Raw genomic sequence first — 26,720 nt, forward strand, 5'->3', positions numbered from 1 at the left:
CGCCCCGGAAAGCGCCTCTTTGCGCTAAACCCCGAGCGGAACACTACGTGTAGGCCCCAAAAACACGGCGTATCCGTAGTGTTCCGCTCGGGGTTTGTGCGTTCGGGGTTTGCGAGAGTGTGGGGCGAGCGCCCAAATGCACCTCGTGGGCTAGATCGTGGGCTAGATCCCGTTTTCGGGACCCCGTTTAGACCCCGAAAAGACGGCGAAAACGGGATCCTCCAAACGGGTTCCTTCAATCGGAGCTACTCCCAGCGTGCAGTTGCGGCGAGGCCAGGGCTGGAGCGGGGCTGGGCCTGCGGGTGCCCCCGAAATTTCAAAACGCAAAATGCGCAGGTGGGAGGGGTGGGTTTCCGGGCTAAAGGGTTAACGTTTCTTGCCTTGTCCGGGCAAGCTGGAGCTGATGGCCCAGACGCTTTTGCTTTTGGGCCACTTGCGCTTGTGTTTGCGGTTCTTCTATCCATGAGGCTTGATAGATGTTTTCGTGCTGGCATTTTCTAAGCAGAATTGCCTGTAGCTAGCGCGACATATCCTCCCATTGACCTTGTGTTTTTGAATCGTGGATGCACGAAAGTTCGGCATTACTGGCTGTTGGCATCTGGGGCAAAGGACCTTTCCGTCTGATCGGACACCAAGGTCGGGGAGGGGCGCAGGATCCTCGTTGCACGCTGTTGGTCTTTGATGTGTTGTGGATCAGGGAACGTTTACGATGTCGAACTCCAGGCTGAAACGGCGAAGTATCGGCTACCTCAAGGGTAAAAGAGACCAGTTCGTCTCGGCGGCGGTTGAGGTGCCACGGTTGGATATGCGCCTGGTTTCCAGAATCACTACGACAAAACTACGCGCACGGGACTTTGAGCGGGTATGAAAACGCGAAACCCCAACCAGACGAATCCGGTTGGGGTCCCGCTACGTACTACTGCAAGGGGCTAAGGCGCTAGTTTTCTTCGCGCTTTGCCTCTTTCTCGGCCTTCTTGTCCTTGGCCTTGCCCACTGCCTGCTGGATGGCGTAGGAGGAGGTTGCCTCTTCCTGGCCACATGCACGCAGCACGCCGTCTAGGATGGCCAGGCCTACGGCCACGGCAGCCAGGGCGCCGCCGGCGAGAGCCAGCTGGCTTGCGTCGATGCCACGCAGTGCAGCGTCAACGCCAGCTGCGCTTTCAGCCTTGTCCTCGTCGTAGATGCCCAGGCCACGCTGCAGCGAGGTGTTCGCGCGCTGGACTGCCATGTTCAACTGCTGGTGAACCGGCTCCAGACCCGGGATGCTGACCTGGGACAGGATGCCCAGCGGGATCAGCAGCGCCAGCGGTGCGGTCAGACCAACGATGGACCAGATGCACTTGTCATCCAGCTTGCTGGAGCCACCCTCACCGTCTTCACGGGAAGACAGACCGTTGATGTTGATGTTGGTGTTGCGGTTCGTGGTGTTGTTGCTGACCCAGATCATGCTGACACCGTCAACCGGCTTGCCATCCTTGCGGGTGATGGTCCAAGTGCCGTCCGGGTTCTGCACGATGTTGTAGTCATCTGCATTGCCGTCAGTGATCTCGATCTTGCCGTTGCCCTTGTTGCCACCCGGCACCGTCACGGTGATGGAGCCGTCCTGGTTCCGCTTGATGTTGGAATCAGTGATCTCGATCTTGGTGTTGCCAGAGTCGTTTTGGTTCGGGTTCTTGCCGTCCTTCTCGCCCGTCTCACCAGTGCCCGGCTTCGGTGCAGGGTTGTTGTCTGTGATCACGATCTCGTGGGTGTTGACCACGTTGCCGTTGCCATCGCGCTCTTCGATGATCACGGTGCCCGGCTTGCCCTTCGGCTTCACTTCATTGCCGTCGATGATGACCAGGTCTCCACCCTTACCCGGCTTCGGGGTCAGGGTGTTGCCCTCGGTGATCTCGATCTCAACAACAGTCTTGGTGTTGGTCTCGGTCGTGGTCTTGCCCGGCTTGATCTCAATCGTGTGAACGTTGACCACGGTGCCGTTGGCGTCACGCTCTTCGATGATCACGGTGCCCGGCTTTCCGGTCGGGGTGACCTTGTTGCCGTCGATGATGACCAGGTCGCCACCCTCGCGAACAACGAGCTTGTTGTTGCCGCGAACATTGATCACGATGACGGAGTAGTTCTCAATCACGCGGGTCAGGTTGCCTGCCGACGGATTTTTCACGTTCAGGGTGACCTTGCCAACCAGCTGGTCGTGTTCGTTCTTCAGCTCGATGTAGACGCGGCCAGTCTTACCCGGCTTCGGCGTAACAACCAGCTTGTCGCCCTGGCGGTCAACCGTGACGTCCGCCTGGTTCTCAACAATGTTGAAGCTCCAGCCCTCAGAGAAGGTCAGCTTGTGCTCAACGTTGTTGAAGATGTCCTTGTTCAGCTCCTGCACCACAACCGGCTGCGCCTTGATCGTGACCTGGATCTTGCCAATGACACGGCCGTACTCATCACGGTCCTCAATGACGACGGTGCCTTCAGCGCCGTTCTTCGGGCTCAAGGTCCAGCTAGAACCGTTCTTGGTCAGGTCAGCGTGCTCAGAGCCGCTGACGATGCTCAGGTCCTTGCCCGGCAGCCCGTTGATCTCCTGCGTGTTGTAGATCTCCAAGTAGCTGGTCTTTACCTGCGCCTTGAAGATGGTGATCTTGTGGGTTGCGATGAGGCGATCCTGACCGTCACGCTCCTCAACCACCACAACGCCCTCAGCATCCTGCTTCGGAACAATGATCCACTGGGTGCCGTTCTGGGTCAGCTCAACAAGGTGGCCATTCTCAGTGATGGTCAGCTTGTGGCCGGACTCGGTATTGACCTTCAGGTTGCCCAGGTTGGAAACGCGGTAGGAGAACTCCGGAGCGTCCGCATCCTGCTGGTTCCACACGACGTTGATGGAGTAGCGGTAAATCACGTTGCCATGAGCGTCTACAACCTCAACGATCGCAGCACCATTAGCGCCGTCCTTGCCGGTGATGATCAGCTGGTTGCCGTTACGGGAAACGTCGATAAGATCCTGGCCCTGAACAACCCTGTACTCCCAATTAGAGTTCTCGATGGTGATACGGCTGCTGGAGCCGTTCTCCAGGGTGAACGTGTTGTTCTTGATGGACGGGGTGGTCACCGTGATCTTGTAGTGGATCTCATTGCCGTACTTATCCGTAACAACAATGGTGTCGGTGCCGCTTGCGCCCTCCACGCCAACGATGATCAGCTTGCCGTTGCGCTCCACAACGCGGATCAGGCTGTCGCCACCAATCACGCGGTAGGAATCACCAGATTCGATGGTGATCTCAGCCTGCTGGTTGGAAACGATCTCGATCGAGCCGCCAGTGGTGATCTGGGTCTTGTACTCAATGTTGATCACGTGCTCAGACTGGGAACCATCCGGGTTGGTCACGATGACCTTGACAGTCTTGCCGTTGGAGCCCGGCTTCGGGGTGATGATGATGGTGTTGCCCTCGCGGCGCCACTCAACCCACTCCTCACCAATGACCTTGACGTTGGAGTTGTTCTCTACCGTGATCTTGCGGGACTGGTTGTTCCAGGACTCGAAGGACCAGAAGTAGGAGTAGAAGTAGTGCTTCTCAATCCGGGTTTCCTTCTCGCCCGGAACAACAACCGTGGTGGTGGACGGCTCATGCGTCACCGTCGTGGTGGCGGTGGTGGTCTGAGTGGTCGTCTTGGTCGTGGTCTCAGTTGCAGTCTCAGTGGTCGGCGTCGGCTTCGGATCCGGCGTCGGCTGCTCTGGGGTCGGCTTCGGATCCGGGGTGACCTCAGGGGTCGGCTCCGGCTTCGGCTTCGGGGTGATCTCCAGGCCCGGCTGGTAAATCGTGATCAGACGCTGCGGAGCCTTGAAGTTCACCGCAGCGGACTTGGTGTTGTAGCTCGTGGGCACCAGAACCGTGATGTACTCGTAAGACTTCACGGTGCGCTTGATCTCGTTGTGACGCGAGGTCTTAACAAAGTAGTAGTTGGTCTCCAGGTTGCCAGGCTTTGCCTGCTGGCGATGATCAACCTTGAAACCGGTCAGGTACTCAAACTCGCGGTTGGTCAGTCCACCCTTGTTGTAGTAGAAGTTCTCGCGAACACCGTTCAAGTGACCCAGGTTGTTGCCCAGCAGCGCCTGGAGAACCAGGTTCAGCTTCTGCACACGGCCGTCATTGCCTGCCTCAGCAGCCTTCATGAGCTCCTTGGTCACGTTGACTGCCGCTACGCGAATGTCCTCGTGCAGACCCAAGTTATCGCCGTAAGCACCGGACTGACCGGTGAGCTTACGGACCTCATAAGTGTGGCCCTGAACATACTTCGTTTCCGGAGCGTACAGACCAAGGTCGATGCACCAGCCGTAACCGACCGGGGACTGCATGAGACCCGAGGCGAACACGTTCGGGTTCTGAATCTCCTGGCGGATCTTCTGCTCTTCAGCGCGAGGGAAGCTCTCGTAGTAGGACAAAACCTGCCTAGTGTCGCCCCTCTGCTGCTTCTGGGTGACAGTAGAGGTAGAGGCAAAGCTAAACGCTTGAGCGGACGGTGCAACGGTTACCGTGCTCAATGCAGTGACACCCGCCACGGTTGCGGCGAGAATCTTCTTCTTCAAATTCTGAGACAAGACTGATTACTCCGTGTTGGGGTTACAGAACATTAAGAAAATACTCTGTAACACGTCATTCAAATATCAGTCAGTAACTCTACAGTAAGGTTTCTCTTATCTGACTCGAGGCTTGCGACCAGAATTTAGCCCCGGAGAACTAATCAAACCTAAAGGTACGCAAAAAGCCCTATATTCTGGCTAAACAGAATGGTGATGCGTCATATTAAACTCTCAGAAATAGGGGTCGTATCAACAAAATCTCCCCTATAACGGGGGTAATCTGGCACTAAGCTTAAGACTTCATGGGGTTCTGGCTGCTGGATTCTTAGATGTTGGTGTCTTGGGGGTGTCCTGAGCGTTTGCATCGCCTGCTTGACCTTGACGACGGCCGACCACCGAACAGCGCCCGAACACAAATATGCAGGGGAAGATATGCAGGAGTAATGGTCAGAGCGTTTTTTCAATAAGGCACCTGTTAATGAAAATAGCCCGTGACCTGCAGACCTGCATATCTTCCCCTGCATATTTGTTGAAAACGAAGCTGGCTTGCCGCAAGGGCATGGGCGCTATCCGATGTTTGCTATCCGATCTTTAGGTATCGCCGTGAGCCGCCTCCACGAGGTTTAGAGAGCAGCCTGTTCATGTAACGCTTCTACCTGCAGAAACAATGGGCTGAAGGGAACGCTGGCCGAGCGGCGGGGTGGTGGAGTTGTCCGATAACGATAAAGATCGGATAGCCGCTCGGCGGGCCTTATCCGATGTTTGTGTGCAATCACGTACAGTGGCGCCGAAGAATGCCCTAACGGCTCTGCAGCGGCATTCAAAAAATCCACACGAAATGTCCCTTAACCCGGAGCGTGCAGACAGCCAAAGGAAGACCCCTAACCTTCCGGCTAGAGGGTCTTCCCTTATTCCTATTGTGGAGCATAGGAGAATCGAACTCCTGACATCCTGCTTGCAAAGCAGGTGCTCTACCAACTGAGCTAATGCCCCTTGCGAGTTCCTCGAGAGGATCCCGGTGGGCCTAGCAAGAATCGAACTTGCGACCTCATCGTTATCAGCGATGCGCTCTAACCGACTGAGCTATAGGCCCGTGGAACGAGATAGAACATTACCCAGCAACTTGATAACTACCAAATCGCCAGGTAGATGGCTATCTTTTTGGACTTATAACCACGCTATAACTCACGTTATAACGCTCGCTTAAACGCAACTTTAGCGGACTCGGTTGGACATTGTGTAGGTAATGCCGCCAACCATGTCTGCAATGGAGTTGTAAATCACCGCTAGAAGCGGCGAAATGACCGCGGTGAACACCACACCAATCAACCCCACCAACGCGGCGCCAGAGAGCACCAGAGCCATGTCAATGACCTGGTCCCCGCCCACGCCGCCGATCAGTGAGTTGATGGAGTCAATGACGCCAGTCTGCTCGAGGCCGAAGTAGATGAGGGTGGCCGCGAGCATCCATACGACGAAACCGACCAGCGACATGATGGTCGCCACCTTGAACACGGAGCCGACGCCGATGTGCTTGATGGCAACTTTGCGTGCAGCCATGGGCTACTCCTCGCCCTCAGGAGCCTCAGCACCAGCCTCAGCACCAGCCTCAGCACCAGCCTCAGCACCAGCCTCAGCACCAGCCTCAGTGCCAGCACCAGCCTCAGGAGCTTCAGCACCAGCCTCAGCACCAGCCTCAGCACCAGCCTCAGGAGCCTCAGCACCCACGTCCAGCGTCTTCTGGCCGGTTGCCACTGCGGTTGCTTCCTCTTCGCCTTCGTCCTCAACGTTGCGGTCGATGGCGAGCAGCTCCACGCCGTCTGCAAGGTCCACCAGGCGCACGCCCATGGTTGCGCGAGAGGACGGACGGATCTGGTCCACCTCGGTGCGGATCACGCCGCCGGCGGAGGTGATGGCGAAGATCTGGTCTTCCTCCTCCACAGCCAGGGCGCCGATGAGCTTGCCGCGCTTCGGGGTGTACTTGAACGTCATCACACCCATGCCACCGCGGCCCTGGGTGTTGTACTCCTCAATCGCGGTGCGCTTGCCGTAGCCGCCGGAGGTGGCAACCAGCAGGAATTCGCCGTCCTTGGCCACGGCCATGGACAGCAGCTGGTCGTCCCCACGGAATCGCATGCCCTTCACGCCTGCGGTGGCGCGGCCCATTGGGCGTAGCTGCTCATCGTCGGCAGTAAAGCGGATGGCCTGTCCCTGTTCGGAGACCAGCAGCAGGTCATCGTCCTCACCGGCAAGTACGGCGCCGATGAGGGCATCGCCCTCGTTCAGGTTGATGGCAATCAGGCCTGCGGAACGCGCGGACTCGTAGTCGGAGAGGCGGGACTTCTTCACGCGGCCGTCGCGAGTAGCAAGCACCAGGTACGGCGCATCCTCGTAGGACTGGATCTGAATGATCTGTGCGATCTTCTCCTCCGGCTGGAACTCCAGCAGGTTAGCCACGTGCTGGCCACGTGCGGTGCGGCCTGCCTCCGGCAGCTCGTACGCCTTCAGGCGGTACACGCGGCCGAAGTTGGTGAAGAACAGGATCCAGTCGTGCGTGGAGCAGATGAAGAAGTTCTTCACCACGTCATCCTGCTTCAGCTCAGCGCCGCGGACACCCTTGCCGCCGCGCTTCTGGGACTTGTACGCGTCCACCTTCGTGCGCTTGGCGTAGCCGGTGGCCGTGATGGTCACCACTACGTTCTCGCGGGCGATCAGGTCCTCCTCCGTCACGTCGCCGGTTGCGGCAACGATCTGGGTGCGGCGCTCATCGCCGTACTTGTCCACGATCTCCTTGAGCTCCTCGCCCACAATCGCGCGCTGGCGCTCCGGCTTGGCCAGGATGTCCTTGTAATCGGCGATCTGCAGCTCGATCTCGGCCAAGTCGTCGACAATCTTCTGGCGCTCCAACGCAGCCAGGCGACGCAGCTGCATCGCGAGGATTTCGTTGGCTTGGATCTCGTCAACGTCGAGAAGCGAAATGAGCCCCTGCCTAGCATCCTCCACCGTGCGGGAACCGCGGATGAGCGCAATGACCTCATCCAGCATGTCCAGGGCCTTGACCAGGCCGCGCAGGATGTGGGCGCGCTTCTCAGCTTCGTCCAGACGGTACTGGGTACGGCGGACGATGACCTCGATCTGGTGCTTCACGTAGAAGCGCAGCATCTGGTCCAGGCGCAGCGTGCGCGGCACACCGTCCACAATGGAAAGCATGTTGGCGGAGAAGTTCGTCTCCAGCGCAGAGTGCTTGTACAGGTTGTTGAGCACCACGCGCGGCACAGCGTCACGCTTGAGCGTGACCACGATGCGCATGCCGACGCGGTCCGAAGACTCATCATCAATAGCGGAAATGCCCGCCATCTTGCCTTCGTTGATCTGGGTGGCAATGCTCTGGATGAAGTTATCCGGGTTCACCTGGTACGGAAGCTCCGTGATGGTGATGACCTGGCGCCTGCCTACCTCTTCAATCTCCGTGACACCACGCATGCGGATGGAGCCACGGCCGGTGGTGTAGGCATCCTTGATGCCAGAGTCGCCCACGATCAGGCCGGCAGTTGGGAAGTCCGGGCCCTTCACGCGCTCCATAACCGCGTCGAGGGTGGTCTGGTCATCCGCGTCGTGGTTGTCCAGGATCCAGTAGATGGCCTCGGCCAACTCGTTTAAGTTGTGCGGCGGGATGTTCGTGGCCATACCCACGGCAATACCGTTGGAGCCGTTCATCAGCAGGTTCGGCACACGGCTTGGAAGCACCGTGGGCTCCTGCGTCTTCGAGTCGAAGTTGGGCGCGAAATCCACGGAGTTTTCGCGAATGTCACGCACCATCTCCATCGCAATCGGGGTGAGCTTGCACTCCGTGTAACGCATGGCGGCCGGGCCGTCATTACCCGGGGAGCCGAAGTTGCCCTGACCGTCTACCAGCGGGTACCGCATCGCCCACGGCTGAGCCATGCGCACCAGGGTGTCGTAGATGGCGCTGTCGCCGTGCGGGTGGTAATTACTCATCGTCTCGCCGACGGCCTTCACACTCTTGACGTAAGAGCGCTCGGGGCGGAAACCCGCGTCATACATCGCGTAGATCACGCGGCGGTGCACCGGCTTCATACCGTCGCGCACCTCGGGGAGTGCACGGCCCACGATCACGCTCATGGCGTAATCGATGTAGCTGGTCTGCATCTCCTCGTTGATATCAATGGGTTGGATGCGGTCGAAACCGTCACCACTCAAAGTGTCATCTGCCATAGGCGCCATTCTAGCCCCCTTCCTAGGCCTTGAGCTGGTGCGGCGTGGTATCACGTTGGTATGGCTATGACGTTGCGACTCACCACAGAAGAAGACAAAGCCCTCGTTCTGTTAGCCTCCGCGTGGGGCTGTTCCAAACAGGAAGCCGCCCGCCGCGCCGTGGTCACCGCCGCCACCCGCATGTTGGACACGGCGGCCGTCCAGGCACTCGCCCGCGACATGATCCCGGAGTACCGCGCCACTGAATCCCGCATCCGTCAGGCCCGAGCATGAGAAACTTCACAGGCGAGCAGCTCTTAGCCATCGCAGACGAATTCTGTCCTATATATAAGGTGCAAATCCGCTCATTTGCAGCAATCGCCGCCTGCGCCGCCATCCCCGGCGCCCGGCTACACGGCGTGCCTGTGTGCCAATCACCGCAGGAAGGGGCCTTTTTGCTTGCCGACGCCATACGCAACCTCTCCCCACTGACCTCCCACAACCCAGCGTTTGCAGATGTTGCACGCGATGTGTACCTGCGCTGGGCCAACGAAGTCAGCTGACAATTTGGGCACAGCGTCTTACACTGGGCTGGAACCACCCTGAAAATCCTGAAAGTACACAGTAATGAAGCTGAATAAGCATGTCATCGCCCTGGCCACCACCACCGCCCTGATCGGCGCTGGTCTGGCCGTCCCAACCTCCAACGCCCAAGACAACGTGCAGCCGTTCGCTGCGATCACCGCGGCATCTGCAAGCAGCGCGGCGGTAGAGGGCTTCACCTGGCCAGAAAAGGACATCACCGCAGGTGGTGAGGCGAAGGTCACGCCTTCGAAGGCCGCACCTGACGCGGACACGTACCGCTTTGTCGGCCCTGCCGACGGCCTGGGCTACACCTTCACCACTAACGAGAAGACAGGTGAGGTCACCGTCAAGGCGCCGCTTAACGCGGAGCCCGGCGGCGGCGTCAAATTCACCATCCAGGTGTACAAACTCAACGCTGAAGCGAAGAAGTACGAGAAGGCTGGCGAGTACGAGACCTCCGTCAACGTGGTGAAAGGCGGCGACAACCAGGCCACCAACTACGCAGTTTCCTACGACCCGCTGACGGTCAAGGAGGGCGAGAGCAAGGTTGCCGCCAACAAGGCAAAGACGTTGCCGAAGGGCACGATGTTCTCCGTTGTATTCGCCCCTGAGCAGTTCAACGTGTCTGTGAATAACCAGGGCCACGTCACCGTAACCCCGGGTTCCAAGGTGGGCGCAGGCTCCACGGCAACCGCACGGATCAAGGTGACCTACCCGGACACTTCCGTTGCGTACACCGACCTGAAGATCACGGTTTCTGACAAGGACGGCAACACCACCCCGCACACCGAGCGCGACACCGCAAAGTACTCTCCCACCTGGCCAGATACCACTGAGCTGGATGGCAACGCGGGCGCTGCGAAGACCGCCACGCGCTCCGGTGACGTCCCGGCCGGCACCACGTTCAAGCTGCGTGAAGACCTGCTGAGCAACCTCGGCGACTACGTCACCATCGAAGTAGCAAGCAACGGCAACGTCACCGTCTCCCCGAAAACGCCGGTCAAGGCCGGTTTCGCCTTCAACGTTCCCGTGGAAGTGACCTACCCGGATTCCTCCCACACCACCAAGACTGTCCCGTTCAAGGTGACCAAGGACGGCCAGTGGCAGAGCCAGCAGGCCAAGGTGACCTACCCGGACATCAACACCCCGGCGGATAAGGCTGGCACCTCCACACCCACGGGTCAGTGGCCGGAGGGCACCAAGTTCGCTTCCCACAGCAAGCTGCCGGACGGCTGGACCTTCAACGTCAACGAAACCACCGGTGAAGCGACCATCAAGGCCGCCCCGAACTCCTCCGCCGGGCTGAGCGGCACCGCGTTCGTCCTCGCCACCTTCCCAGACGGCACCAACAACGCCTACCCGGTGAAGTTCACAACCGCAGAGCCTTCCAAGAAGCTTGCCGACGCCCACGAGGTCTCCTACCCCGCCACCACCGTAACCGCCGGCAAATCCACAACCGTCAAGCCGACTGTCACGCCCGCGGCGCCGGCGGGCACCAAGTTCGTTGGCCCGAACCAGGACAAGGACGGGCTGAAGATCAGCACCGACGAGGCAACCGGCGAGGTAACCATCAGCGTTGCTGCAGGTACCAGCGCTGGCACCGCGGAGATCCCCGTGACGGTGCGCTACACGGACGGTACTTCCAAGAAGGTGTCGTTCAAGCTGACTATCAAGACAGCACCCTCCACCAAACCGACCGAACCGACCCCGGAGCCGACCCCACAGCCGACCCCACCAAGCGAAAAGCCCTCGCAGGATGGCTCCTCCGGTTCTTCGGAGAACAACGTTGGCCTGATCGTGGGCATTTTGGTAACCATCCTGGTTGCCATCGGTGGTGCGATTGCCGCGCTGCCGATGCTGCAGAACTTCCGTTTCTAGCCGCTGCCTAACACCCCAAACCGGTGGTTCACCGCCTACAGTGTGAACCATCGGTTTTTCGTTCTGCCTTGAACCATGAGGTGTTTTTATGAAGAGGGTCGCAACTGCCGCGCTGGTGCTGGCTGTGTCTGCTTCCGCCGTTAGCGTCACCCCGGCGCATGCGCAGGCGGGTATTTTTGAGCTGTCGAGTGGCTCCAGCAAGGGCTCGTCAAAGATTGATTATGAGAAAGACCCGAATGATCCTTCCATCGACGTGCCTAAGAAAACCCCGCTGGGCAGCGCATATACCGGCAGTGCCCCGCTTTCCATCGCTCTGGCTGTTGGCCTGACTGCCTTGGCCGTGCAGCTGGTTGTGGATGCAGTGCCGCCACTGCGCCAGGCGGTTGATGACGCCGCCCGCGCCGCCGGCCTTGAGTGGGTACCGGGTTCCTCCGAGGGCAACCGGATTTTCGACGTCCCCGCGTGGATCGCGTTTGCCCAAAAACTGCAGGGCAACGTTCAGATGCCGCTGATGCCGTAGCGCTGCTGGTTTTTGGGGCTCCCCCGCTGGGCCAGGTGCTCCCCCGTTGTTATTCCTGACAAATCATGCAGCGGGCCCTTGCTGACCGGACCACGACCTGGGCAAACGCAAACTGCGTCGTCAGATTTGTCAGGATCCCCTCGGGCCCACTGACAAATGCGACATCCCGACGCACCCTAAATTTTTAAACGCCCAGGTCAGAGACTTTTCGCCAAAATAGCGTGATCAACTTTGTCAGCGCACCACCCAGGCGCGATCACTGCCGCCTCAATTTCGGCACTAATTTGACCCAAGTCAACATTCACAACATTCAGGGGACTCCCAGTTGCTCCCACGGTGTTACGCATGTTACTGTTGTTGCCGTTGTGGTTACAGTGACTTGTAGGTAACAGGGTGCTGTGGTGGAAGAACTACGACACCTGGCAGCGGCCCCGCTCAACCGAGCGCGGGCCGCTAAGCTTTTCTCCATGACTGACTTGAACAACCTTCTTACTGAGGCCAACCGCTCTAAGGTTGTCGCCGAGATCGCCGAGCTTGTAGACACCACCGTGGCCAACCAATCCGGCCTCACCGGCATGGCGCTAAAGTCCGCCGTTGCTGCTGGTAAGAAGGCTGACGCGGATGCCGTCCCGAAGGGTGTGAATCGCTACCTGCCGCAGGTTGTTTCTGAGCTGCAGCCGCTGTTTGAGCGCTTCCAGACTGAGGGCGCCGGCTCCTTCGGCGCATTCCTTTCCGACAACGAAAACGAAGTGGTAGAGAAGATCCTCAACGCCGCCGACGGCGCAACCGGCGAAATGCCCAGTGCCATTCAGAAGGTGTACTCCACGCTACGCGGCAAGGTTGGCAAGATCGTGGCGCCGGCACTGCCTGAACTGGGCAACATCATCGAGCGCTACGCAAAGTAGCGCTAACTAACAACAAACAGCCAAAAACGCCCAGCTATTGCAGCTCCTGGGCAAATTCCAGCACCCGGCCAACAATAATCTCCGGCTCGCGGGCCCACCTGTTGTGGCCCAATCCACCGTCGAGTTCTTCAACGGTCGCGCCGGCAACCTGATCGGCTAGGGACTGCGCGGAGGCATACGTGCAATCGCGGTCGTTCTTAAACCGCGTGAGCACGACGGGGGCGGTGATGCGCTGCATTGCGGCGTCGTAATCAATGTCCGCACCCGCAAGCTTGCCGCGTTTGCCGCTGCGGTTCATCCGCGCCCACTCATTGATGTAGGTGCGCGGGTGGCGTCCCCACGTGCCGCCAATTGAAATCTTGTCACCCGGCCAATAGCCCAACACTTGGCTTACCAGCCAAATCAGTTGGATGCCAATGCCGAACTTGAATTGGTCTCGAAGCGGAAACGCCTTGTGCCAAGGGTTACCGGCGCCCACACCCAGCATGCCAATCACATTCAACGCAGACGCTTCCGGTCGCGCCATGAACAGCGTGCCAACCTGCCCGCCCATCGAGTGCGTCAAAAGGATCACCGGGTGATTCTCATCAAGCCCATGTTCCTGCTTGGCGTTGCTGATCGTCGCTGGGTAGTCCTCTGCCGCAACATGGTGATACCCCCACTGATTGCTCCTAGAAGCAACGTGGGGGCTTTCACCCTGGCCGCGAAGCTCACCAACCGTCGTGGGAAAACCAGCCTCGGTCAGCGCCTCGGCGATGGGGCGGTAGTAGCGCGCCTCCATCCCCATACCAGGGAAAATGACAACCAGTGGCCGTGAATTGCTCATGCGGCACAGCGTACCCGGGCCGCACACAAACACACCCCGCCCAAAACCCGGGCCGGCGACCTACACGTCCAGGAAGCGGACGTCCTTCGCCTTGCGGGTGATGAAGCTGCGGCGTGCTGCAACGTCGTCACCCATCAGGATGGAGAACAGCTCGTCTGCACGCTGTGCGTCTTCAAGCTCAACGCGGCGCAGGATGCGGGTCTCCGGGTCGAGCGTGGTCTCCCACAGCTCCTTGGCGTTCATCTCACCCAGACCCTTGTAGCGCTGGATACCGTCGTCCGTGTTGATCTTGCGGCCAACCTCAAGGCCAGCAGCCAGCATCTCATCACGCTCACGGTCGGAGAACGCGTAGCCGGGCTCGCTCTTTGCCCACTTCAGCTTGTACAACGGCGGGTTAGCCAGGTACACGTGGCCCTGCTCAATCAGCTCCGGCATGAAGCGGAACAGCAGGGTCAGAAGCAGGGTGGCAATGTGCTGGCCGTCCACGTCAGCATCGGCCATGAGCACGATCTTGTGGTAGCGCAGCTTGGAAATATCAAACTCGTCGTGAATACCGGTGCCCAAGGCAGTGATAATGGCCTGGACCTCGGCGTTCTTCAAAACGCGGTCCATGCGGGCCTTCTCCACGTTCAGGATCTTGCCGCGCAGCGGCAGAATTGCCTGGTGCATGGAGTCACGGCCGCCCTTTGCGGAACCGCCTGCGGAGTCACCCTCCACAATGAACAGCTCGGACTGCTTCGGGTCCTTCGAACGGCAGTCAGCCAGCTTGCCCGGCAGACCACCAAGGTCGGTCGCGGACTTACGGCGAACCAGGTCACGCGCCTTACGCGCCGCTTGGCGAGCCTGCGAGGACTGCACCGCCTTGTTCACAATGACCTTCGCCTCAGCCGGGTTCGCGTCGAACCAGTCGGAGAGGTTCTCATTCACCGCACGCTGAACAAAGCCCTTGACCTCGGTGTTACCCAGCTTGGTCTTGGTTTGGCCCTCAAACTGTGGGTCCGCCACTCGGACGGAGACGACGGCGGCGAGGCCTTCACGGCAATCGTCGCCAGTCAAATTGGGCTCTTTGTCCTTGAGCAGCTTGTGGTCACGCGCGTAGCGGTTCATCAACGTGGTCAGCGCGGCGCGGAAGCCCTCCTCGTGGGTGCCGCCCTCATGCGTGTTGATGGTGTTGGCAAAGGTGTGGACGGACTCCTTGTAGGAGCTGTTCCACTGCATGGCCACCTCGGCCTCAAGGCCGTCGCCCTTTTGATCAAAACCAACAATCGTCGGGTGGATCTCGGTCTTGTTCTTGTTCAGGTAGTTGACGTAATCAATCAACCCCTCTGGGTAGTGGTAGGTGACCTTTTTCTCGCGCTTGCGCTTAACGTTCGGCGCAACCTCGTCACCGGCCTCAACCGGGTCACCGTCGCCATCCTGATCAACCTCAGCCGCGGCCTCAACCACGGTGTCATCATCAAAGGAGTCGCCACCAATCAGCGCTGCGGTATCGCCCTCTTCGGCGATTGCCTCAAGCTCCAGCTCCTCCTCGGTGACGCGCTCATCCTTCAGGGTGATGGTCAGGCCCTTGTTCAGGAAAGCCATCTCCTGCAGGCGGCGAGCAATGGTGTCGTAGTTGAACTCAACCGTTTCAAAGATCTCCGGGTCCGGCCAGAAACGGATGGTGGTGCCGGTGCCGCGAGCGTTGCCGCCCTCAACCAGCGGCTCGGGCTTGGCGGCCTCAAACTTCTGAATCCAGTGCTTGCCGTCGCGCTTAATGTCCGCCTCAACGCGGGTGGACAAGGCGTTGACCACAGAAATACCCACGCCGTGCAGACCACCGGAAACGGCGTAAGACTCCGAGTCAAACTTGCCGCCGGCGTGCAGCTGGGTCATAACAACCTGGACAGTTGGTGCGCCCGACGGATGCATCTCCACCGGGATGCCGCGGCCGTTGTCTACGACCTGCACTCCACCGTCTTCAAGCAGGGTGACATCGACGCGATCCGCATACCCCGCCATCGCCTCATCTACAGAGTTGTCCACAACCTCCCACACCAGGTGGTGCAGGCCGCGCGCACCGGTGGAACCGATGTACATGCCGGGACGTTTACGGACGGCCTCCAGGCCCTCCAGGATGGTGATCGATGAGGCGTCATAATGCGGTACTTGTTCAGCCACGGAAAGGGACTCTCCTCTTTTATTCTTCACAAGCGCCCATAGGCGCGTTTAACCCCTTGTATCTTACACGCTTGTGGGGCCATGCCTTGGCAGCACTCGAATCCGTTAGAGGGCGTTTTGTGCGCTTATCCGTAAGTGTCGCGCGGCCCGCGGCCTTTCACATGGAGCGGACCCTTGCGCCAGGACGGCGTCTTCGGCCCGTAAATGTGCAGTTTGGTCACCACTTCCGGCCCCACCTTGTCTGCAATGAGTCGCAGCACGGTCGATTGCATGTATTTCAGCTGCGTGGCCCAGGCGGTGGTGTCGCATTCGATGTGCACCTCACCGTCCTTAATCATGTGCACGGTGGTGTGCTGCGCGATTTTCGCACCCACCAGGGTTTCCCAGTTGCCCATGACCCAGCCGTAGGCCATGTTTTCGCTCCACTCGCGGCGCTTAATCTCGCGCCCGACCAGCGAGTTAAAGGAACTCACCCGCATGCGGCGCGGGATCGCTCGCCCATCCAGCCCGGTTGGTCGCCCGGGGCCTTTCTTGCTTATCGACGCCCCGTCGAACCCCCCAACCTCCAACCCCGGCACCAGCGCTTCAGTGGTTGGGGCGCCAAGTGCTGCAGCGCTTCGCTTCGGCACCGGCAGTGTGCCTTGGCGCGAAAGATCCGGAACGCGCCCGCCGCGCTTGCGCGCCATCTCGCGGGTGAGAAGAAACGTGGTTTTAACCAGATCCTGCAATTGCACTCACCCCGTTATCCATGGTCACCGTGTAGCGCGCGGCCACGGCATCGTGCAGGTTAGCGGGCAAGTCATCGCCCACCGCCGCCGTGATCAGCACTTGCTCTGCTTCTTCGGCAACGTGGACTAAACGCTCGCGTCTTTTAGCATCCAGCTCCGCAAATACATCGTCCAAGATCAGCACGGGTGCCGATCCCTGCTCAGAGAGCAACTGGTACTCCGCCAAATGCAGCGACAGTGCGTACGACCACGTTTCGCCGTGGGAGGCGTAACCCTTCGCCGGTGTGTTACCAAGCATGAGCACCAGGTCATCGCGGTGCGGACCCACCAACGTGGTGCCGCGGTCAATTTCCTCTTTCCTGCGCCGGCCCAACTCCGCCAGGAGCGCCGCCTCAAACGTTGCCGGATCACGCTCTTCGCCTAAGCCTTCGCCTAAACCAACGGTGGATTTGTAGCGAACGCTTGCGGGGCGCGACTCCGGCGCCACGCTGGCGTAGGCGGAGGTGATCAGGGGCGCTAGGGCGTCGATAAGCAAGAGGCGCGCGGTTATCAACTGGCTACCCAAGCTGGCAAGCTGGGCGTCCCACACATCGAGCGTGGACAATGCCGCCGCACCCGATTCATCCTGGTAGCCGCGGCGCAACACCATGCTTGAGGTGCGCAAAAGGGCGTTCCGCTGGCGCAGCACCCGGTCATAATCCGCCCGCACCCCGCCAATCCGTGGCGTGCGAAGCGACAAGAGTTCGTCTAGAAAGCGGCGGCGCTCCGCCGGCTCACCAACCACAAGCCGCAGGTCCTCCGGGGAAAACAGCACCGTACGCAACACGCCCAAAACCTCGCGCGGACTTTTCAGACGCGTGCGGTTGATCTGCGCCTGATTCGCACCGGCTGTCTTAATTAACAGGTGGGTGGTCAGCGCGCGGTCATTATTAATCGTGGTCGCGGATACGCGAGCGTTGTCCTGACCAGTGCGAATCAGCGGCGTGTCCGTAGACACCCTGTGGCTGCCCAGGTGCGAGGTGTAATACACCGCCTCAACGATGTTGGTCTTGCCATGCCCATTGCGGCCAGCAAAGACCGTCACCCCCGGCTCAAGGTCCAGATGCAACTCCGGCCACGAGCGGAAATCGCGCAGATCCAGCTCAGAGACAAACACTTAATCCGGCACTTAACCTGGCGCTTAACCCGGCAAACGCACCGGCATCAGCAGGTACGTGAAGTAAGTATCCGGGGTGGGGAAGGTGCCGTCCGCATTCGCCTCCGGAAGCTCCTCCGGCTCCGGCACCATAATCGCCGGGCGCGAAGACTCCGTGAAGCCAAACATCACACGATCCGTGCCAATCACGCCAAGGCCATCACGCAGGTAACCAGCGTTAAACGCGATGAGCAGCTCATCTTCACCAGTGAACGCAGCCGGGATGGTCTCAGACGCCTCACCGGAATCCGCACCAGACGCGTACAGCGTGAGCTCGCCCTGCTTAAAGTGCAGGCGGATCTGCGCATTACGGTCCGCCACCAGCGACACACGACGAATGGATTCCATCAGCGGCGAAATCTCCACCGTGGCAATACAAGTGTGCGTCTTCGGAAGCAGCGGCGCCACATTCGGGAAGTCCGCATCCAGCATGCGCGTGGTGGTTTCGCGGTTGCTCACGTGCAGACCAAACAGGCCGTCCGCACCAACATTGTCCGCACCACCGACGGCGATCTCCACCGGCTCTTCGATATGCGTATCCAGCGTGCGGGCGTTATCCAGCAGCGTCTTCGCCGGGATCAGCAGCTTCGCCTCAACGTTTGGTGAGGTCGGCTCCCACTCCAAGGAACGCAACGCCAAACGGAAACGGTCCGTAGCCGTCAGCTTCAGATGCGTGCCGTTTACCTCCATGTGGATACCGGTAAGCATTGGAAGCGTGTCATCACGACCAGCAGCAGACGCCACCTGAGTCACTGCCGCGGTCAGGGCGGCTGGCGAAATCTTGCCCGTGACCTCCGGCAAGCTCGGCAGCTGCGGGTAATCATCCAAACCCATCAATGGCAGCTCAAACCTTGCCGAACCACCCTTGAGCTGAAGCTTGTTGCCGTTAGTGGAAACCTCCACCGGGCCAGAGGGCATATTTGCGACGATATCCGCCAACAACTTACCCGCCACCGCTACACGACCCGGCTGATCAATATCGGCGTTGATGCGAACCTTGCTGGAAACCTCATAGTCAAAGCCCGCGAACTCCAAACCGTGATCATCAGCCGTAATCACAACAGCGCGAAGCACCGGCTGAGTGTTTTTCGTAGGCAGGGAGCGCGCAACCCACGAGGCAGCTTCAGAAAGATCTTCCTTCTGAACACGGAATGACACTGAGCTCTCAACCATGGCGCGCGCTGGCCCCCTTTAAACAAGATTCTTGGAATTACCGTTTTCACTCTAGGCAACCACGGCACAAATCTCACGCGAGGGGTCCCAGAAGTTTTGTAATTCGCTCGCTTGCCGACGAACTGTGCACAGCCCCTGTTTCTCCTAATGAATTACAAGTAAAAGAGTTGGTAAGAACAGTAAGTCCTGTGCAATCTGTGGATAACGTGTTGTTTGCGCAGCTCATGAGTCCCGTCGAGGGTGTGAGTGGCGTGTGGACAACGTGTGGATGAACGGCTGCGCGCTGTGGATAGATTTCAGCCATGGAATTCCATCCACATTTCGCCTGCGAGTTGTCCACCGATTACTCACAAGAATTTGTTGTTTGTCCCCAGGGGGTGAGCGGGGCTGGCGGTGTTGTTGCCGGGTCTCGCTGGCGTATCGCCATCACTCCTCCGGTCGGGAATTACACAAGCGTAATTACACAGATGTGGATAAGTCTGTGGATAACTGTGAAATGTTGGTGTTTATGCAGTTCACAGGGCTGAACTTCAGCCTGGCGTGCTTGTGGCTTTGCGTGCCTCTCGACCAGTGGGGGACCTTTTTGTAATTGCGGCAGCACGTTGCCAAACCGGGGATAGTTGCATTGGCTGTCAGGTAATTGCCAGGTTCGGGGCCTGTTTGGGCTTTGCCGGGGTGGGATCGTGTTGTGCCACTAGCAGATAATGATTTCGGCCTCGCGTTTCCCCAGGTCAGTTGTCTTTACTCACCGCGTTTTTTGCAATGTCTGCTAGTGCCCTTCTGCCAGTGGCCTCGTCATGGATGCCGAGCGGGCCTGGTGGGCTCCGTATCCAATGAGCCCGTGTCCAAAGAGTGACTGGACATGAGAAATGTCGTCTAGCAGGCAGCGAAACCCTGCTAGACGACATTGAAAACTGGCCTCCATTCCCCCAGGTCGAATGTGGAGACATTTGGCGGATTTTGCGTTGTCGTCTAGCGGCCGGTGCTGAGTGCTAGACGTGCTGAGTGCTAGACGATAATGACAAAAGACCAGGTCGCGGCTCGGGTGAGCCCGGAAGGAAGGCGGGCAGGCCGGGCAGGCCGGGCAGGCCGGGCGGGCAGGGCGGGCAGGGCGAGTGAGTTAGGCGCCGCGGGCGCGGTTCTTCACAATCTGGGTGAGCTCTTGGATTTCGTCGTACGTCTCACGGTTTTCCGTCATCTCCTTGCGGATCTTGCGGTCCGCGTACATGACGGTGGTGTGGTCTTTGCCGCCGAACTCGTCGCCAATCTTGGGCAGCGAAAGCTCGGTCAGCTCGCGGCACAGATACATGGCAATCTGGCGCGCGTGGGCCACCTGCCTGGTCTTTCCGGCGCCAGTGAGTTGGTCGACGGCCACGCTGAAGTACTCCGCCGCGGCCTCTTTGATGGCGGTGGCGGTGATGTGGATATCGCTTTCGTCGGGAAGAATGTCCCGAAGCGCAACCTGGGCAACTTCCATGGTGATTGGCTCATTGATCAGCGAAGAGTACGCAGAGACGCGGATTAGGGCGCCTTCGAGTTCGCGGATGGAGCTTTGGAACTGCGTGGCAATGAGTTCGAGGACGTCGTGACTGACGTGCGTGCCGTCCGCAGCTGCCTTTTTTAGCAGAATCGCGATGCGGGTTTCCAGGTCTGGCGGCTGAATATCGGTGATGAGGCCGCCTTCGAAGCGGGTACGTAGGCGGTCTTCAAGCGTGGTCAGCTGACGCGGCGGCCGGTCAGAGGACAAAATGATCTGTTTGTTGGACTGGTGCAGTGCGTTGAAGGTGTGGAAGAACTCCTCCTGGGTGCCTTCCTTGCCTTCGAGGAACTGGATGTCATCCACCATCAGAATGTCCAGGTCGCGGTAGCGGCGCTTGAAGGATTCCTGACGGTCATCACGCACGGAATTGATGTAGTCATTGGTGAATTCCTCCGATGACACATATTTAATGCGCAAGTTTGGTTGCAGCACTCGCGCGTAGTTGCCGGCAGCGTGCAGCAAGTGGGTCTTGCCTAGGCCGGAACCACCCCAGATAAACAGCGGGTTGTAAGCACGGGCCGGATTCTCTGCGACGGCCACCGCTGCACCATTGGCAAAGCGGTTGGAAGAGCCAATAACAAAGTTTTCGAAGGTGTACTTCGGGTTCAGGCTGGCTTCGCGGTCAGGGTCATGAGCAGGCTTTTCACGCGGGATACGCTGCGGCACGATGGGATGCGCACTTCCACTTGCCGCGACCTGCTGGGCGTGCATCTGCGCAAGCTCATCAAGACCCATCGGCATCTGCTCCCCCACCGGGGTCTGCGCTGTTTGGCTGGATGCCCACTGCTCCTGGACTGGCGGGATCTCGGGTTCCGGTTCAGGCGCGGCCATGGTTACCGCAAGTGTGCAGGGCGTTCCCAAACGCGACTGCAGCAGTGCCGTGATGTGCGGTGCGAGCGACTCCTCTACTACTGACTTGGCCGCGGCATGCGGTGCAGTGACTACGGCATAGCCGTTGACCAGCACCTCCGGGCGCACCAACTGAAGGTAGGCGCGCTGCTGGTGGGTCAGCGTGGGTACGGATGAGTTGGGACGCTCAGAAAGTTGCAACAACTCCGCAACGAGGTCACGCCACAGTGACTCGAGTTGCTGATCGGCCACGGCAGCTCCTCACAAGAATTAACAGCAATTCACAAGTTAGGTCTGGACTGATAAGCCCGCGACCTCATGTTCCACAAGGTTATACACACCTGTGGATAACTCTATCCACCGGGGTTATCCACAGGAGTGTGTTTACCTGTGGATAACTGTGAGTTTCTGTGTGCAACGCTTGTACCTGCAGAAACTAGCGGAATTTCACGAAAGTCTCAACTAGAACTTCACAGTTATCCACAGGACTCCACAATTGGGGTCTGTGATTTTGTGGTGATAAAACATTGTTACCGCGTCCGACCTCGCACTGTCTAGCAAATGCCTGTGAGTACCCCTGTGGATAACTTTCGCGCTCGAACATGTGTGTTGCACGTAAATGAATAGACAATTACTGTGACGCTGGCTGGCTCGGCGATTCGCCCTCCCACCTGCAGAAAAACACACTGTTGTAATTCCGGGGGTACCCAAAAGAAAGGTTCCGACATGCGGCGCGGCGATTTGTAGCAACGCCTTTCAATCACGTACCCTGACATGGTCTGTCACATCAGTGACTTTTGGAGAGCACCTTCCCGGGACGGTGCATGCGAGCGCGATGATCCACATCACGCACCGCAATCTCACTTACAACGTTTCACCACCGGACGGCCCAGGCCCCGGAGCTGGTGCACACGCGGGGAATCCGCGTGAGTACAAGCTGGCCGTTCGTGCAACCGAAGGAGTATTTCCGTGTCTAAGCGGACTTTCCAGCCGAACAACCGCCGTCGCTCCCGCAAGCACGGCTTCCGTGCTCGTATGCGTACCCGTGCCGGCCGCGCCATCATCTCCGCGCGCCGCAAGAAGGGCCGCGCAAAGCTGAGCGCATAAGAGCGCATAAGCCTATAACCAACGCGCGTGTTACCCCGCCCGCACAAACTGACCTCGTCCGCTGACTTCAAGCAGACGATGCGTCGAGGAGTGCGCGCGGGGTCTCGCACATTAGTGGTGCATGTTTACGCCCGCGAAGATCTTGTTGTACGCGGCGGGCCCCGCTTCGGCCTGGTTGTGAGCAAACAAGTCGGCAACGCTGTAATAAGGCACGCGGTGTCCCGGAGGTTGAGGGCTGTGGTGTTTGCGGGGGGCGTCGATAAGCTTAAGCCCCATCACGATGTAGTGGTGCGAGCACTACCACCGGCAGCAACCGCAACCAGCGAAGAGCTGGCCCGGGAGTTTGTATCCGCGCTGGCCAGGGCGTTGAAGAAGCGCTAAATGCCGTACTTCAACTTCCTGGGCGAGGAAATCCCCCAAGCCAAAGGGCCCCTAGCAAAAGCCATGGTGGGCGCCGTGCGTGGTTACCAAAAATACCTCTCGCCCCTTAAGATGGGTGGCACTTGTCGCTTTATGCCTGTATGCAGCGCGTATGCGCTTGAGGCCGTATCACGCCACGGAGCTGTGCGAGGTGGCGCGATGGCAGCGGCACGAGTGTGTAAGTGCGGCCCGTGGCACCCCGGGGGATACGACCCGGTACCCGGCAGCGCGGGCGAAGCGGAAAAGACAACGAGGAGAAACACCGAACAGTGCTGAACTTTATTTACTGGCCAATCTCGTGGGTGCTGCGGTTCTGGCACGAAGCCCTCGGCTTTGTCCTGCCCAAAGATTCCGGCATCTCCTGGATCCTGGCCATTGTGCTTTTGACCTTTACGGTGCGCATCTTCCTGGTTAAACCCATGGTCAACCAGATGCGCTCCATGCGCAAGATGCAGGAAGTACAGCCGCGGATGCAGGAAGTCCGCGAGAAGTACAAAAACGACCAGACAAAAATGGCCGAAGAAATGCGCAAGCTGCAAAAGGAAATGGGTGTCAACCCATTGGCCTCCTGCATCGTGCCGCTGGTGCAGATGCCAATCTTCCTTGGCCTGTTCCACGTGCTGCGCTCCTTTAACCGCACCGCGCGTCCGAACGACCCGCTGAGCGTTGAGGTAAACCGCGAAACCGCCAACTACGCCTTCCCAGCGGAAGACGTGCAGTCCTTCCTGGACGCCAACTTCTTCGGCGTGCCGCTGTCGGCCTACATGTCTATGCCGGAAGCCGCGTTCGAGGCGTTTACCGGCGTTGACCTGACGCGAACCCACATCATTGCGGTCTGCTTGCCGCTGGTGATCATCTCCGCAGTGTTCGTGCACTTCAACGCGCGTATTTCCATCAACCGTCAGAATGAGCGCCGTGCAGCTGGCAAGGTTGCCGCACCGACTGGTGATACTGCGAAGATGATGGAATCCCAGATGGGCATGATGAACAACATGATGCTGTGGATCATGCCGATCATGATTCTGGCGTCCGGCTTCCTGTGGCACGTCGGCCTGCTGTTCTACATGCTGGCCAACAACGTGTGGACCTTCTTCCAGACCCGCATTGTCTACGACAAGATGGATAAGGAAGAGGAAGCGGAAGAGGCAGCGAAGCGTGAGGCTAAGCGTGCATCCGCACCTGTGGTTGGTGCCCGCACTGTGGATAAGCGCACCAAGAAGCAGCGCAAGCAGGGCAAGTAAGACAAGTAGCCCGGAAGCGTAAAGCCACATACCGGCAGCGTCGGCCCTTCGGGCCGGGGTTGCCGGTTATTTGTTGCCTACCTGCGGATATGGCGGCGGCTGCATGGTGTGTGGCGGCGTTGACTAACATCTAGGGAACAACACTGCAGCTTTGCAGAACGCCCACCTGAGCAAGGAGTACACAGCCGTGTCAGATCAGTTGCCCGAAATAGCCAAAGTGGTCTTTGGGGACCGCTTCAACCTTGCGGTGGCGTACCACGACTCGCTGGCAACAACGGCTGCGGAACGTGGGTTCATCGGCCCGAAGGAAGTGGAGCGCCTGTGGGAGCGCCACATCCTCAATTGCGCGGTGGTTGGTGAGGCATTCACTCCGGATCTCAAAGTTGCGGACATCGGTTCCGGCGCCGGACTGCCGGGTATCCCGCTGGCTATTGCGCGTCCGGATCTTCAGATCACGCTGATTGAGCCGCTGCTGAAGCGCTCGGTGTACCTGGGCGAGGTCAAAGAGGCGCTGAACCTGGATAACGTCACCGTGGTCCGCGGCCGTGCTGAGGAGCAGAAGAAAGGCCAGTTCGACGCGGTGACCTCTCGCGCCGTGGCGCCGCTGGGCAAGCTCGCTGGGTGGTCTTTGCCGCTGGTGAAACATGGGGGGCAGATGGTGGCGTTGAAGGGGGCGTCTGTAAGCGAAGAGCTCGAACGCGACCGTAAGGAAGTGACCAAGGCCGGCGGCGGGGACGCGGAGATTTTCACGGTGGGTGCGGTGCTTGCAGAGCCGACCACGTTGATCAGGATTGTGCGGAGGTAGGCCATGAGCAACGTGCGCTTATTTACGGTGGCAAACCAAAAAGGTGGCGTGGGTAAAACCACCACCAGTGTGAACATTGCTGCCGCCTTGGCCAAGCAAGGCCACAAGGTGCTGGTGGTGGACCTAGATCCGCAGGGCAATGCCTCGACCGCACTAGGTGCGGAGCACACCTCCGGCACGCTGTCCTCCTACGAGATCCTGATCGGGCATGCAACGCCGGAGGAGGCGATGCAGCCGAACCCGGACAACCCGAACCTGTTCTGCATCCCCGCAACCATTGACCTGGCCGGTGCTGAGATTGAGCTGGTCAGCATGGTGCGCAGGGAGTACCGGCTTTACGACGCATTGAGGCGCGGCTTCCTCGAATCACACGGATTCGACTACGTATTTATTGACTGCCCGCCGTCGTTGGGCCTGCTCACCATCAACGCGATGACCGCGGTGGATGAGGTGATGATCCCGATTCAGTGCGAGTACTACGCGCTTGAGGGCGTAGGCCAGCTGCTGAACAACATCGGCATGATCCGCGAGCACCTGAACCAGAACCTGCACATTGCGGCTGTGCTGCTGACTATGTACGACGCACGCACGAAGCTTGCCGCCGACGTTGCGGAGGAAGTGCGCAGCCAGTTCGGTGAAGTGGTGCTGCGCAACATGATCCCGCGCTCCGTGAAGGTCTCAGAGGCGCCCGGCTTTGGCCAGACGGTTGTGGAATATGACCCGACCTCGCGCGGCGCGTTGGCCTACATTGATGCTGCGAAGGAACTTGATACGCGCGGTGATTACACACCGCACCCCACCACCGGACCGATTGGTGTCAGCCCGGAGGTATACGCCCAGCTAGATGCGGATTCAAACTACGAGATCGAGGAGGACTAAACAATGGCACAGGAACGCAAAGGCGGCCTTGGCCGCGGCCTGGGTGCGTTGATCCCCTCGGCCCCGGCGCAGATGGACAAGTCCGGCAAGACCGGCGGCATTGGTGGCGGGGCCTCCGACATCATCTTTGGCAAGGCGAAACCGGCCGAGGAAAAGCCTGCTCAGGCAGCCAAGCCGGCTAAGCCGAAGCGTCCGAAGGGCGCCCCGAAGGTTGGTGTGAAGGGCGCGCCGACGGTGGCGGCGAGCGCGGAGAACGCGCTTTCCCCGATGCCGGTCGGTGGCGCGCGCTACCAGGAGATCCCGCTTGGCCAGATCATCCCGAACCCGAAGCAGCCGCGCCAGGTCTTCGATGAGGACGACCTGGCGGAGCTGGTCCACTCCATCCGCGAGTTCGGTTTGCTGCAGCCGATCGTGGTACGCGATACGCGCGAGGGCTTCGAGCTCATCATGGGTGAGCGCCGTTGGCGCGCGGCCTCCAAGGCGGGCCTCAAGCACATCCCGGCGATCGTGCGCGAGACCTCCGATGAGGACATGCTTCGCGACGCCCTGCTGGAGAACATCCACCGCGTCCAGCTCAACCCACTGGAAGAAGCGGCCGCCTACCAGCAGCTTTTGCAGGAGTTCGGCGTGACCCAGGAGCAGCTGGCTGACAAGCTTGGCCGCTCGCGCCCGGCCGTGACCAATGCGATTCGTCTGTTGGGGTTGCCGGTTGCGGTGCAACGCCGCGTAGCAGCCGGTGTGCTGTCCGCCGGCCACGCCCGTGCACTTTTGGGCATCAAGCTTGGCGACGCCACAACCAACGCCCAAGACACCCTCGCCGAGCGCATTGTGGCCGAGGGATTGTCGGTTCGCGCAACCGAAGAAGCCGTGACCCTGATCAATAACAACGGCCAAGTCCCGGAGAAGCCGAAGCGCACCCCGACGCCGCAGCCGGAGTACCTCCAGACCGCCGCTGAGCGCCTGGCGGATGTGTGGGATACCAAGGTGTCCGTGACCATGGGCAAGCGCAAAGGCAAGATCGTGGTGGAGTTCGGTGACCGCGATGACTTTGAGCGAATCATGGAGCTCATGCAGGGGTAATTAACTTCTGGATTCCATCGATGTCATTAAATGATTGAATC

General features: G+C 59.4%; 21 protein-coding genes and 2 tRNA genes. 12 read left to right on the forward strand and 11 right to left on the reverse strand.

What is annotated here, in order from left to right; translation table 11 throughout:
• Positions 1-937: 937 nt before the first annotated feature.
• From AK829_RS09770 to gyrA, 5 genes are all read right to left on the reverse strand, one after another.
• Positions 938-4,591: a hypothetical protein gene (locus AK829_RS09770; RefSeq protein ID WP_052205664.1), complete on the reverse strand. Its 3,654-nt coding sequence runs from the start codon at positions 4,589-4,591 to the stop codon at positions 938-940.
• Between the two features lie 902 nt (positions 4,592-5,493).
• Positions 5,494-5,566, reverse strand: a tRNA-Ala gene (locus tag AK829_RS09775).
• A 26-nt stretch (positions 5,567-5,592) separates the two neighbouring features.
• Positions 5,593-5,666 (reverse strand) — tRNA-Ile (locus AK829_RS09780).
• Positions 5,667-5,788: 122 nt separating this feature from the next.
• Positions 5,789-6,133, reverse strand: a complete 345-nt coding sequence (locus AK829_RS09785) for a DUF3566 domain-containing protein (RefSeq protein WP_052205665.1) — start codon at positions 6,131-6,133, stop codon at positions 5,789-5,791.
• Positions 6,134-6,136: 3 nt separating this feature from the next.
• Entirely contained in the window at positions 6,137-8,809 is a 2,673-nt protein-coding gene (gene gyrA, locus AK829_RS09790; protein WP_083439924.1) for a DNA gyrase subunit A, read from the reverse strand.
• Between the two features lie 60 nt (positions 8,810-8,869).
• Here gyrA and AK829_RS09795 point away from each other — a divergent pair, with 60 nt between their 5' ends.
• From AK829_RS09795 to AK829_RS09810, 5 genes are all read left to right on the forward strand, one after another.
• Entirely contained in the window at positions 8,870-9,082 is a 213-nt protein-coding gene (locus tag AK829_RS09795) for a hypothetical protein (RefSeq protein WP_052205666.1), read from the forward strand.
• Positions 9,079-9,351: a hypothetical protein gene (locus tag AK829_RS12320; RefSeq protein WP_083439825.1), complete on the forward strand. Its 273-nt coding sequence runs from the start codon at positions 9,079-9,081 to the stop codon at positions 9,349-9,351. The genes AK829_RS09795 and AK829_RS12320 overlap by 4 nt, the downstream gene beginning before the upstream one ends.
• 64 nt (positions 9,352-9,415) lie before the next feature.
• Positions 9,416-11,251 carry a Rib/alpha-like domain-containing protein gene (locus AK829_RS09800; RefSeq protein ID WP_052205667.1) on the forward strand — a complete coding sequence of 612 codons (1,836 nt, stop codon included), beginning with the start codon at positions 9,416-9,418 and terminating at the stop codon, positions 11,249-11,251.
• Between the two features lie 88 nt (positions 11,252-11,339).
• The gene (locus tag AK829_RS09805) at positions 11,340-11,771 is read left to right on the forward strand and encodes a hypothetical protein (protein ID WP_052205668.1); all 432 of its coding nucleotides are present in this window, start codon (positions 11,340-11,342) and stop codon (positions 11,769-11,771) included.
• Positions 11,772-12,238: 467 nt separating this feature from the next.
• Entirely contained in the window at positions 12,239-12,676 is a 438-nt protein-coding gene (locus AK829_RS09810; RefSeq protein WP_052205669.1) for a DUF6918 family protein, read from the forward strand.
• 34 nt (positions 12,677-12,710) lie between these two features.
• Here AK829_RS09810 and AK829_RS09815 read toward each other — a convergent pair whose 3' ends face one another.
• From AK829_RS09815 to dnaA, 6 genes are all read right to left on the reverse strand, one after another.
• Complete coding sequence (locus tag AK829_RS09815; RefSeq protein WP_083439826.1) at positions 12,711-13,502, reverse strand: alpha/beta fold hydrolase; 792 nt, start codon at positions 13,500-13,502, stop codon at positions 12,711-12,713.
• Between the two features lie 60 nt (positions 13,503-13,562).
• The gene (gyrB, locus tag AK829_RS09820; RefSeq protein WP_052205671.1) at positions 13,563-15,662 is read right to left on the reverse strand and encodes a DNA topoisomerase (ATP-hydrolyzing) subunit B; all 2,100 of its coding nucleotides are present in this window, start codon (positions 15,660-15,662) and stop codon (positions 13,563-13,565) included.
• 125 nt (positions 15,663-15,787) lie between these two features.
• Complete coding sequence (locus tag AK829_RS09825; protein WP_052206498.1) at positions 15,788-16,348, reverse strand: DciA family protein; 561 nt, start codon at positions 16,346-16,348, stop codon at positions 15,788-15,790.
• 25 nt (positions 16,349-16,373) lie between these two features.
• Positions 16,374-17,546 (reverse strand): DNA replication/repair protein RecF, encoded by a 1,173-nt coding sequence (recF, locus tag AK829_RS09830; protein WP_052205672.1) that lies wholly within the window; start codon positions 17,544-17,546, stop codon positions 16,374-16,376.
• Positions 17,547-17,570: 24 nt separating this feature from the next.
• Complete coding sequence (gene dnaN / locus AK829_RS09835; protein WP_052205673.1) at positions 17,571-18,758, reverse strand: DNA polymerase III subunit beta; 1,188 nt, start codon at positions 18,756-18,758, stop codon at positions 17,571-17,573.
• Positions 18,759-19,878: 1,120 nt separating this feature from the next.
• The gene (gene dnaA, locus AK829_RS09840) at positions 19,879-21,399 is read right to left on the reverse strand and encodes a chromosomal replication initiator protein DnaA (protein ID WP_052205674.1); all 1,521 of its coding nucleotides are present in this window, start codon (positions 21,397-21,399) and stop codon (positions 19,879-19,881) included.
• 711 nt (positions 21,400-22,110) lie between these two features.
• On the opposite strand from dnaA, the gene rpmH reads away from it, so the two are divergent.
• The 7 genes from rpmH (at position 22,111) to AK829_RS09875 (ending at position 26,679) form a co-directional block, all read left to right on the forward strand.
• Positions 22,111-22,254, forward strand: a complete 144-nt coding sequence (gene rpmH, locus AK829_RS09845; RefSeq protein ID WP_180950584.1) for a 50S ribosomal protein L34 — start codon at positions 22,111-22,113, stop codon at positions 22,252-22,254.
• Positions 22,255-22,281: 27 nt separating this feature from the next.
• Complete coding sequence (rnpA, locus tag AK829_RS09850) at positions 22,282-22,635, forward strand: ribonuclease P protein component (RefSeq protein ID WP_052205676.1); 354 nt, start codon at positions 22,282-22,284, stop codon at positions 22,633-22,635.
• Complete coding sequence (yidD, locus tag AK829_RS09855) at positions 22,636-22,950, forward strand: membrane protein insertion efficiency factor YidD (protein ID WP_052205677.1); 315 nt, start codon at positions 22,636-22,638, stop codon at positions 22,948-22,950.
• Entirely contained in the window at positions 22,944-23,915 is a 972-nt protein-coding gene (gene yidC, locus AK829_RS09860; protein ID WP_052205678.1) for a membrane protein insertase YidC, read from the forward strand. The genes yidD and yidC overlap by 7 nt, the downstream gene beginning before the upstream one ends.
• Before the next feature lie 187 nt (positions 23,916-24,102).
• A complete protein-coding gene (gene rsmG, locus AK829_RS09865) occupies positions 24,103-24,720 on the forward strand; it encodes a 16S rRNA (guanine(527)-N(7))-methyltransferase RsmG (protein ID WP_232305724.1) in 618 nt (205 codons plus the stop codon).
• Positions 24,721-24,723: 3 nt separating this feature from the next.
• Positions 24,724-25,599 (forward strand): ParA family protein, encoded by an 876-nt coding sequence (locus AK829_RS09870; protein WP_052205679.1) that lies wholly within the window; start codon positions 24,724-24,726, stop codon positions 25,597-25,599.
• 3 nt (positions 25,600-25,602) lie between these two features.
• Complete coding sequence (locus AK829_RS09875; RefSeq protein WP_052205680.1) at positions 25,603-26,679, forward strand: ParB/RepB/Spo0J family partition protein; 1,077 nt, start codon at positions 25,603-25,605, stop codon at positions 26,677-26,679.
• Positions 26,680-26,720 lie beyond the last annotated feature (41 nt).

Source organism: Corynebacterium riegelii (assembly GCF_001263755.1).
Taxonomy (GTDB): domain Bacteria; phylum Actinomycetota; class Actinomycetes; order Mycobacteriales; family Mycobacteriaceae; genus Corynebacterium; species Corynebacterium riegelii.